This window comes from Flavobacterium calami (assembly GCF_038290035.1).
In the GTDB taxonomy this organism is placed as follows: Bacteria; Bacteroidota; Bacteroidia; order Flavobacteriales; family Flavobacteriaceae; genus Flavobacterium; species Flavobacterium calami.
On record NZ_JBBYHS010000001.1, the window covers coordinates 189,509 to 200,475 of the forward strand.

Consider the following 10,967-nt stretch of genomic DNA (forward strand, 5'->3'; position numbering starts at 1 on the left):
GATTTTTTTTCAAAAAAATAATTTTTATCAAACATAAAACGTTCTGGTACTAGGATTGTTTTTTTAAATTATAAACACTCCTGTGTTTTTTCAGCTACGTTCAGAATAAATTAGCAGAAGGCTTTTTAATAAATTGCCTTTGACTCCAATCAGCATGAGGCTTATTTTAATTCTAAATGATTTGCATCTATTAGCAAACAAGTAGTTCATTTCATTATTTTAACATAATAATAAGGTTATTTCCTGCCTTTTTTTGCTAACTTCATAAAACTTAAATTTTTTATATTCCTAAAACAGTTAAATTATGCGCGTATCAGTCATTCGAAAAAATATAAAGTTTACCCCAGATTCCAGAAGAGTTGTAGCAAGATATTTTATGAATGGTGATGAGCGGACGCAACAAATGGTAATCCGCATAATGATGCTGGATGAAAAACAGGTATCTGATACACTGGAACAGACACTTCGTGAATTTGCAAGGCGTCACCGAAATATTTCAGCTATTTTTTTCAGACACTGCGAAAAAATAAGACCATTAATTGAAGCTATGCAGATTGACTTTGAAGCCATGTCTCTTGACCGAAAAATGCTCATAGGTTCTTATTGCACAATGGAATATGCTATTGAATCGGCTGCAATTTTTAATCCTTCTATTGTTGAAGATTTTGATCAGTCCGGACTTGAAGCCGGCGAAAAAAGGGTCATCATCTCTTTTCGTGCCACTGGAGAAGGTCATATTTCGTCAATAGTATTCAGAAGGGGAATTCTGGATAAAAACAACGATCTTCACATAATGAAAATTGGGAATCAGATTGATAAAGCAGATATTGATCATAAAGTATTATTTAATAAATCCCGATTTTTAACTAAATTGTCTGAGATGCATACGCACGACAAATACATCGAACAGATTATGCAGGGTCTTCCTGATGAATTTGAATTTGTAGTCCTCAAAAATATAGTAAATGCTGCATTAAATGATCCTTCAATTCGTCAGGAGCGAAGAACTGCTCTTGAAGAAATAATATGGCTGGCCAATTCATTTTATGATTTAAGATTCAGCCATGATGCAGATATTACCGAAAGAGTTATTTTTCCGATATCTGATTCTGAAAGCCGCGGTATAGAGGATGCCCGTTTTGTCCGTTTTGTAGATGACGATAATTCTGTTTCAATTATGGCAACTTACACTGCTTATAACGGACATGCTATACTTCCTAAACTTATTTCTACAGAAGATTTTTATAGCTTTAGAGTAATGCCATTGCATGGAGACGGTGCTCAAAATAAAAACCTTGCCCTTTTTCCAAGGAAAATAAAAGGTAAATATGCCATGCTTTCCAGAATTGATGGCGTAAACAACTACATCATGTTTTCTGAAAGAGCCACGCAATGGAATAATCCAATTCTTCTGCAGGAACCAAGATATACCTGGGAACTGACACAAATAGGAAATTGCGGATCTCCTCTTTGGACTGAAGAAGGCTGGCTGGTAATTACTCATGGAGTTGGAACGATGAGACGTTACTGTATCGGAGCATCATTATTCGACCTTGATGATCCGTCTAAAGAAATAGGAAGACTTACTGAACCTTTGCTTGCTCCATTAGAAGATGAGCGTGAGGGTTATGTTCCTAATGTTGTATATTCCTGCGGAGCAATTATTCATAACAACAGTCTAATATTACCGTATGCTGTATCTGATTATTCTTCTACGTATGCTGTAGTGGATATGGCAGAATTACTAGATGCATTAAGAAAAAGTAAATAACAAAATTTTTAAAATGTTTTTAAAATTAGTCCATTTCATGAAAATGGGATTTTTTCTTGGAGTCAACTTCATTTTACCCAAAGAAAAACAGTAAACTTAAAATAAGCTGATTTAAGAGTCTTTTATTGTAAAACGAATATATGACACCATTTTTTTTTAAAAATAATTTTAGAAAGAGATATTTAAGTCATTTGTAATAGCGATATTTTATTGTTATTTATTTTTTGATAACAAAAATTGATTTTCATGCTTTCAAATCTTTTCGAAATTTTCAAATAGAATTTTGGCATGAAGATTAAATTGTATTAAACACAAAACTCCAAAATCAAATGATTTTGGAGTTTTAATATTGTTAAACTTTTATTATTTACTTTTTAACTTCAAAACGGTTACCGAATAAGCGGACAACTTTAGCGATGCTTTTTCACCTTTGAGACTGTAAGCACTTTCTTTCGGACTTATTTTTTGGGGTTCTGCAAAAGTATTTTCATCTTGTAAATTTGAACTCGTAAGCGTTATTATAGTCCCTTTAGACGAAAATTTGGCTCCCTTCAAATCAACTGTAACTTCTTGTGAAACTGCTGCTGTATTTACCAGTTTTATAATTACCTCTTTTGCATTTACATCCTTTACAGCAGATGCATAAAGGTCGTTTTGTCCTGTTAGCGGTTTTCCTTCTTTAGTGATATTCAATAAATCGGTTCCTTTATTGGTTGAAAACAATTTTTGTACATAATAATTGGCAGAACCATAAGATTGCAAATTATTGAACCAAATCATATCCGGTGTCCATTGCCATGCATCTTCATGGGCCATTAGCGGAGCATACGAAGTCATATTGACTACTTCGGCGTTTCTCTCCAGTCCAGTCATGAAAGCCGCTTCAGAAAAGGCACATTCCCAATTATTTCTGTTGTTTGGGTTAGCACCGGAAACACTTTGTGCAGCATATTCTCCTGCAAATATTTTTGGTCCTTTTCTATCGTAATTATCATAACGTGAAGCATTTTCCCTAAACCATTGCGGACTTTTATAATAATGTTCGTCTATCAATTCTGCATTAAGTTTTTTGAGTTCGGCCATTGCAAAGTCAAAATGTTCTCCATCCGGTGATGGTCCGCTTCCTGAAACGATAATGATGTTTGGATATTTGGCTTTTATGGCTTTTTCAAAAACTTTATATCTTTCAATATAATCTGGTCCCCATTGCTCATTCCCAACACCAATGTATTTTAGATTGAAAGGTTTGGAATGTCCCATATTCGAACGAATTAATCCCCAGGTAGTTTCTTCTGAACCATTGGCAAATTCAATTAAATCCAAAGCATCCTTAATATAAGGATCCAATTCTTCTATAGGAGCCAATTCTCCTGTATTGTACTGACAGGCCATTCCACAACTTAAAATAGGTAATGGGGTCGCACCAATATCTTCTGAAAGCTGGAAATACTCGTAAAATCCAAGTCCGAAACTTTGAAAATAATCAGGTGTCTGTTTGTGGCTGAATTCCACATTCCAGCGGTTCATCATGGTTCTTCTGTCTTCAACATCTCCCACCGATTTTTTCCATTGATAACGATCTGCTAAAGTTCTTCCTTCTACAATACAACCGCCCGGAAAACGTAAAAAACCCGGTTTCATATCATATAAAAGCTGTACAAGATCTTTTCGTAAACCATTTTTTCTGTTTTTCCAGGTATCTTCAGGAAACAACGAAATCATATCGAGGTCAATTGTACCTGTTCCTTCAAAAGTTATTTTAAGTTTGGCTTTAGCTTCAGTCTGAGTTGCTGTAAATTGTGTAGAATAAGTCTCCCATTCGTTTGATGTTGGAACAATATTCGTTTCGCCAATTACTTTTTTATCTTTATCAATAAGCTGAATTATTATCTTTTTGATAGCTCCGTTGTGATTCGCTGCTTTTAGAGAAAGATTGTATTTAGCCTCTTTTTTTACCCCCATCCCTCTAAAACCTTCATTAATGAGGGCGTATCCTTTATCATCATTTATAAGGACACGACAAAAATTTGGATTGGTTTCGTTTTCTGCTACTTTTATAGGTGTTGCAACTCCCGAATTCATATTCATCGAAGACCTTTTTGTGTTCGGTTGTTCCCAGCCCATCAGAGGTTTTTCAAATTCAAAAGACCTGTTTTTAATCATTTCAGCATATAAACCTCCGTCTGCAGCAAAATTGATGTCTTCAAAAAATAAACCAAACATCGTCGGCTGTATCTTGGTAACGGTTTTGGCAACGTCAACTTCTAAAATTGTTTTTTGAGCATGCATGCAAATACCGCTGAATAGCAAACCTCCAATGATTATTTTGGTAATAATATTATTTTTCATTTGTATGATGGTTGATAATTTAGTCTTGCTAATTTATTTAAAGTTTATTTTAAAAGCTCGTTTCAACAGAAATAATTTGAATTATTAACTTCTTCTAGGATTTTATTATTTTTTCACGGCTTCATATTTCTGAGGAAAAGCAGCTTCTGCGTCTAAATTATTCACTTTTAAAACATCAACATTTTTACTTTCAACAGCATATTTAAAATAATCTGTTTTGTTTTTCCCCCAGCTTACAGAACAATTCTGAACTTTAATATTTTCGGCTGTATCAAAATAAAATCCTGATGTACTGCCTTTTACAAAACCATCCATTTTTGATGGACGTCGATCATAAATTCCACCCTGAAAATTAGATGTTTTATCAATAAATACATTTACTCCTTCAAAAACGATGTTTTTAATTTTGTCCTTCGTTTCTCCGCTCACATAAACCCCATTCTCTCCAAAACACTGGATATTGGTAAAATAAATATTACTGATTGCACCTACTTTTCCTTCGGTTGCTCCTTTTGGGAAACGCCAGTTGGCATCTTTGTGGTTTCCGTTTGCACGACTGTAAGCCGTTACATAAATAGGTTCTGCTTTGCCCCACCAGGTATCAGTCGTGAGCTGACCTTCGATAATCATATTCGAAAAAATAACATCACTCACAGTCCCTTCATCCCTATTCTGAATACCAACGCCTCGATTACTTTTTTTAATGATACAATTGTTAAAAACCACCTGCCTAATAGCATCCATATTTTCTGAACCGATTTTGATGGCACAACTGCTGCTGGTCATAGTACAATTGGTCACCGTTATGTTTTCGCAAGGGCCGAATTCTTCAAATTCTCTTCTGTTTTTCAGGCAAATACAATCATCACCGCTTTCGATATAACAATCACTAATACGGACATTTTTAGAATGATCCAAATCAATTCCATCACTATTTCGGACTTTTAAACTGTTCAGCAACGTAATTCCGCTAATAACCACATCATTACAGCCTACCAAATGAACTGTCCAGTAAGCCGAATTTCCGATGTGAACATCTTTTATTCTGATATTCTTCCCTCCTATAATAGTCAAAACATGAGGTCGCGGATCTAACACATTAAAAGGCTTCAGAATGTAAGCATCTTCTTCTTCGGCCCCCATGAAAGAGATTCCATTTCCGTCTATTTTACCGCTTCCGCTAATGCTAAAGTTCTCTATGTTTTTCCCGCCAATCCAGATGGTACCTTCTCCTTTGTTTTTGCGAAAAGCGCTTTCGGTATATAATTTTTCATCAGGGCTTGCCAAAATTTTAGCACCTCCTTCAATATGCAGATCTACATTCGATTTTACATTAAAAGGTCCGGTCAAAAATGTAAAAGGTGCCGGAATCAATACCTGACCTCCTGTTTTGCTACAGGCATCAATGGCTTTTTGAATAGCAATGGCGTCATTGGTTTTGCCATCCCCTTTGGCTCCGTATTTTTTGACATCATACACTTTTTGCGCTACGGCAGTCAGTGAAATACAAAAAACGATTACGGTTATTATAGTTTTCTTTATCATCTGTTTTTATTTTTAAAGCTTAAATAGAATCCATTCAAAGTATGATTTATTTTTTAATTCATCGAACGAATTATTCCTTCCTCTAATCCTCTTAACTCAGCCAGTCCTCTTAATCTTCCAATTGCAGAATAGCCCGGATTTGTTTTTTTATGCAAATCATCCAGCATCTGATGCCCGTGATCCGGTCTCATCGGAATTGCTGTATCTGCTCTTCCTTCTTCCTGTCTGCGTTTTTGTTCAGTTAGAATTTCTTTGACAACGGCAAACATATCTACATTTCCTTCTAAATGATTGGCTTCGTAAAAATTTCCTAATTCATCTCTTTGTGTACTTCTTAAATGAATAAAATGTACCCTGTCAGCAAATTTCCTGAATATTTGTTGCAGATTATTTTCCTGAATTACACCAAGTGAACCAGTGCAAAATGTGATTCCGTTATTTCTGCTTGGAACTTCTTTTGCCAAATAATCAAAATCTGCTTCTGTACTTACCACTCTTGGCAATCCCAATATTGGGTAAGGCGGATCATCCGGATGAATGCACATTAATACATTATTTTCTTCAGCAACAGGGATAATCTCTCTTAAAAAAGAAACCAAATGCTCCTTTAACCTTGTAGCATCAATACCTGTATAAGTGTCTAATGTTTTCTGAAACTGTTCCAGTGTATAACCTTCTTCCGCTCCCGGCAAACCGGCAATGATATTTTTGATGAGTTTTGTTTTGTCATTATCAGACAATTGGCCTAAATAATCTTTGGCTCTGTTTTTCTGTAATTCAGAATAGTCCTTTTCTCCATTTGGTCTTTTTAATAAATAAAGATCAAAAGCGGCAAAAGCAGCAGTATCAAAACGCAAAGCTTTTGAACCGTCTTCTACTTCAAAAGCCAGATCAGTTCTTGTCCAGTCTAAAACCGGCATGAAATTATAGCACACAATAGAAATACCGCAGCTTGCCAGGTTTCGGATGCTTTGTTTGTAGTTTTCGATATAAATTTTATAATTACCTGTTTGCGTTTTGATGTTTTCATGAACAGGAACTGACTCTACTACAGACCATATTAATCCGCTGTTTTCAATTTCGCTTTTTCTTTTAAGGATTTCGTCAACAGTCCAGACTTCTCCATTCGGAATATGATGCAGTGCTGTCACAATTCCGACAGCCCCCGTCTGTTTAATATCTTGTAATGTAACCGGATCATTCGGTCCGAACCATCTCCAGGTTTGTGTCATTTTCATATAACAATATTTTTATTAAAATTCATTCTGAGCGGAACTGATGGCTTCTAAATCGAATTGGCTTCGACTAATTTATCCTAGCGAAGCCGAATGGACTCAGCCTGACATATTTTTTAAACTCCGCTAAAAGCAGAAAATCCTCCATCTAAAGTTACTTTTGATCCTGTAACAAATTTGGAAGCATCACTTAGCAGCCAAATCAAAGCTCCGATTAGTTCGTCCGGATTTCCAAAACGACTAAAAGGTGTGTTTTGAATAATCAGATTGCCTCTTTCGGTTAGGCTTCCGTCTTCATTTGTTAAAAGTCTTCTGTTTTGTTCGGTCAGGAAAAAGCCCGGTACAATAGAATTCATTCGTATTTTGTCGCCAAATCTATTGGCCAGTTCAACCGAAAACCATCTTGTATACGAATCAATAGCCGATTTTGCCAGACTATACCCCAACACTCTTGTCAAAGCATGTTCTGAGGAAACTGATGAAATGTTTACCACGCTTCCGCTTCCTGTGTTTTTTATCGCTTCACCAAAAACCTGTGTGGGTAATATGGTTCCGAACAAATTCAGATTCATTACCTGCTGCAACGCCGCCATGTTCAACTGAAAAATATCCTGTCCGGGCTGAATAACAGCATCGGGCATATTTCCACCGGCCGCATTTACCAGTCCGTCAATTTTTCCGTATTTAGAGAGCAATATCTCACGTGCTTTTATAAGATCCTCTTCATTTGTAACATCGGCAATTAGGGCAATGGCTTCTCCTCCATTCTTTATAATAGTTTCCACTCTTTCATTGGCAACTTTTTCATTTCTGCCTAATACACCTACAATCCCTCCTGCATCGGCAATTCCATTTATAAAAGCTTCACCTAATATTCCGGTAGCACCGGTAACCACTATTACTTTTCCCTGTAATGAAAAAACTGTATTCACTTTTTACTATTTTAAATTTAATTATTTGTTTGAATAAAAATTACTACCAGAAAACGGTATATAGAGCTACCAATATTCCGCTAATGATAAAAGATCCGATGATAAATTCAGAAGAAACTTTAAACATTGATGTGTCTACTTCTATACTGTGTGTTAGCTGCTGTTCTTCTGATGAAGGCTTTAAAAGACTAATTACAATCATTAAAATTACTATTATAAAGAAGGAAATAGTCATTCTGTCCAAAAATGGATAATCCGGGAAAGCTCCGTTTGTCCACATTGGCAAAAACTTTAATACAGCAGCAACGGGTACGGTAAACAATGCTCCTGCAAGTCCGGCTGCTGGTGTGGTTCTCTTCCAGAACATTCCCAATAAAAAGATAGCTAAAACTCCCGGCGAAAAGAAACCAACATATTCCTGTATAAACTGATAGGCCTGATCCAGTGATTTTAATTGTGGTGCCACAACAGCTGCAATAATCATACAGACAACTACACAGCCTCTTCCTGTACGTACTAGTTTTTTCTCAGTTGCTTCTCGGTTAAAATACTTTTTATATATGTCTAAAGAAAAAATAGTCGAAATACTATTGGCTTTACCTGCTAAAGATGCTACAATTGCAGCTGTTAAAGCCGCAAGAGCGACTCCTTTTAATCCGGCAGGCAATAGATTCATCAATGTCGGGTAAGCGTGATCCGGTTTTAAAACTCCTGTTGCATCTACCATTTCCTGCTGAAACATTCCGTTTTGATGCATAACATACATGGCAATACCCGGTAAAACGGCAATAATAGGAACTAATAATTTTAAAAATGCCGCAAATAAGATTCCTTTTCGTGCTGTTTTTAAATCGGCTCCCAAAGCTCTCTGAACAATGTATTGATTACAACCCCAATAGGCCAGATTATTGATAAGCATTCCTCCCACAAGTACCGACATTCCCGGTAATTCAGTATAATGTGGGTTTGATTTTTCTAAAATCATGTGTAAATGTCCCGGTGCTTCGTCAGCTATAACTGCAAGTCCTTTTAGAATGTCTTTTCCAAAACCAAACTGCTCGGATAATAAGGTTAAGGCTAAATAAGTCGTTACCAAACCTCCCAGAATCAATACAATTACCTGAAACATATCAGTATATCCGATCACTTTCATTCCGCCTAAAGTTACGATGACAGAGAACAAACTTAGTCCAATCACACAAAACTGAAAACTCACAGGCGCTATAGATGAAATAGCTAAAGCACCCAAATAAATAATGGACGTCAAATTTACAAAGACATAAATCAACAGCCAGATTATGGCCATAATTGTACTTACGGTACCGTTGTATCTTTTTGCCAAAAACTGCGGCATCGTAAATATCTTGTTTTTAAGATAAACAGGTAAAATAAACATGGCCACGATAATCAACGTTGCAGCCGACATCCATTCGTAAGAAGCAATCGCCAGTCCTATGGCAAAACCCGAACCACTCATTCCAATAAAATGTTCTGCCGAAATATTAGACGCAATCAATGAAGCGCCAATGGCCCACCAGGTAAGTGAGCCTTCTGCCAAAAAATAGTCATTGGAACTGGTCATTGCATTTTTCTTGCTTCTGTAAATGTACATCCCGTAGGAGACAACAATCGCAAAATAGATTAGAAAAACGATGTAATCTGCACTTTGTAAAGTATTCATAATGAGGTTTTTTGGTTGATAGTTATTAGTTGGTCGTTGTTAGTTTTTGGTAAAAAAATCGTTTATATTTTTAAAAACCATTTTTTCTTATATAAAAAGTAAAGCAAAACAAGCTGTATAAATGTTACAGATAAGGTTATAAATACTGGCTGCCAGACAGTTGGTGCGAATTTAATTAACCCTCCAAATATATAATCTGCTGTATGTTTAAAATTGACCAAACCTTCAGCTGCCATATAAATTAAAATTGAATTTGAACCGATTAACAATAATGGGAATGCCCATTTATGAAAGCCGAGCACATCTATTATAAAATAAAAAAAAGTAAAAAATAGAATGCTGAATCCACCCACAAAACAAACAAATGAACTGGTCCATAAATGTTTGTTGATAGGAAAATCATAATCCCAAAGAAGTCCTACACCTATTAAAACAACAGCCGAAGTAACCAGTGTCAATATGATTTTATTAATAGAAAGAAAATCTGCTTTGGTTTTTAGAAAAGTTCCCAGAAACATTCCCAACAAAGCTGTCGCAACGGCTGGTATTGTTGAAAATATACCTTCAGGATCATATACTTTACTGTGCAGCCTTCCCGGAAGTAAAAGACGGTCAATGTAACCTTCCAGTGAACCTTCTGCCGTTAGATCACCTGCTCCAAATCCAGGAACGGGTATTAATTTCATCGCTAAATAATAACCAATCAAAATTCCTGCAAACCAGACGATTTGCTTTTTTAAATCAAAATTTAAATAAATGAGTCCGGCAAAAAACCATGCGATTCCGATACGTCCTAACACACTGGCAAAACGGGTTTGATCATACCCCTCAAAGCGCAACAAGCCGTTGACAACACATCCAAGAAACACCAAAATACAAGTCCTTTTTAGCATGGACAAGTATATTTTCTTCTTTTCCTGTGAAGGAAGTTCACTTGGTGCTATTACACCTGCCAATTTCATTTTTTTATCGAAAGAAAACGGCATTGAAACACCTGCAACGAATAAAAACACCGGAAAAATCATATCATAAAACGTGATTCCATCCCAGTCAGTATGATGCAATTGTGAAGACATCCAGACAAAAACCGGAATTGGAGCTGCTTTGGCCAGAGCGTGAATAATATGTTCACCGCTCATAATCCAAAACATGACAAATCCTCTCAGAACATCTAAAGAAACTAATCTGTTATTGGTAATAATTTTGTTCATACCGGATTTATTTTAAAGCATATTTTACCTGTTGATTCCTGCACAGAGTATCAACTTATTGTTCTGTTTATATTTGTATTTATTGATTTACAACACTATTTGCCAAAAGTATGGCAGTCACTCTCTTTCTGATCTTTGAAAATTTACAGCAACCACGTTCAGATAAGTGAACGTGATTGGATGTAAAAGTGAAACATTAAGTGTTTAAAGGGGCAAAATTTGGCACACTCAAATTATTCTGGT

At 35.8% G+C, this 10,967-nt stretch carries 7 protein-coding genes; 1 reads left to right on the forward strand and 6 read right to left on the reverse strand.

Annotated elements, in window-relative coordinates; translation table 11 throughout:
- The first annotated feature begins 304 nt into the window (after nucleotides 1-304).
- Nucleotides 305-1,771, forward strand: coding sequence for a glycoside hydrolase family 130 protein (locus AAEO57_RS00690; RefSeq protein ID WP_341688459.1), 1,467 nt, complete (start codon nucleotides 305-307; stop codon nucleotides 1,769-1,771).
- A gap of 363 nt (nucleotides 1,772-2,134) precedes the next feature.
- Here AAEO57_RS00690 and AAEO57_RS00695 read toward each other — a convergent pair whose 3' ends face one another.
- From AAEO57_RS00695 to AAEO57_RS00720, 6 genes are all read right to left on the reverse strand, one after another.
- Nucleotides 2,135-4,120 carry an alpha-L-arabinofuranosidase C-terminal domain-containing protein gene (locus AAEO57_RS00695; protein WP_341688461.1) on the reverse strand — a complete coding sequence of 662 codons (1,986 nt, stop codon included), beginning with the start codon at nucleotides 4,118-4,120 and terminating at the stop codon, nucleotides 2,135-2,137.
- A 105-nt stretch (nucleotides 4,121-4,225) separates the two neighbouring features.
- Nucleotides 4,226-5,665, reverse strand: coding sequence for a glycoside hydrolase family 28 protein (locus AAEO57_RS00700; protein WP_341688463.1), 1,440 nt, complete (start codon nucleotides 5,663-5,665; stop codon nucleotides 4,226-4,228).
- Nucleotides 5,666-5,718: 53 nt separating this feature from the next.
- Entirely contained in the window at nucleotides 5,719-6,897 is a 1,179-nt protein-coding gene (gene uxuA / locus AAEO57_RS00705; RefSeq protein ID WP_341688828.1) for a mannonate dehydratase, read from the reverse strand.
- A 119-nt stretch (nucleotides 6,898-7,016) separates the two neighbouring features.
- Nucleotides 7,017-7,832: an SDR family oxidoreductase gene (locus AAEO57_RS00710; RefSeq protein WP_341688465.1), complete on the reverse strand. Its 816-nt coding sequence runs from the start codon at nucleotides 7,830-7,832 to the stop codon at nucleotides 7,017-7,019.
- A gap of 43 nt (nucleotides 7,833-7,875) precedes the next feature.
- A complete protein-coding gene (locus AAEO57_RS00715) occupies nucleotides 7,876-9,513 on the reverse strand; it encodes a sodium/sugar symporter (protein ID WP_341688467.1) in 1,638 nt (545 codons plus the stop codon).
- Between the two features lie 62 nt (nucleotides 9,514-9,575).
- Complete coding sequence (locus AAEO57_RS00720) at nucleotides 9,576-10,724, reverse strand: acyltransferase family protein (protein WP_341688469.1); 1,149 nt, start codon at nucleotides 10,722-10,724, stop codon at nucleotides 9,576-9,578.
- Nucleotides 10,725-10,967 lie beyond the last annotated feature (243 nt).

Bases quoted from the DNA above. Each gene is read 5' to 3' on its own strand.
- AAEO57_RS00690 (WP_341688459.1), top strand. From the start codon at position 305: ATGCGCGTATCAGTCATTCGAAAAAATATAAAGTTTACCCCAGATTCC.
- AAEO57_RS00700 (WP_341688463.1), bottom strand. From the start codon at position 5,665: ATGATAAAGAAAACTATAATAACCGTAATCGTTTTTTGTATTTCACTG.
- uxuA (WP_341688828.1), bottom strand. From the start codon at position 6,897: ATGACACAAACCTGGAGATGGTTCGGACCGAATGATCCGGTTACATTA.
- AAEO57_RS00715 (WP_341688467.1), bottom strand. From the start codon at position 9,513: ATGAATACTTTACAAAGTGCAGATTACATCGTTTTTCTAATCTATTTT.
- AAEO57_RS00720 (WP_341688469.1), bottom strand. From the start codon at position 10,724: ATGAACAAAATTATTACCAATAACAGATTAGTTTCTTTAGATGTTCTG.
- AAEO57_RS00695 (WP_341688461.1), bottom strand. From the start codon at position 4,120: ATGAAAAATAATATTATTACCAAAATAATCATTGGAGGTTTGCTATTC.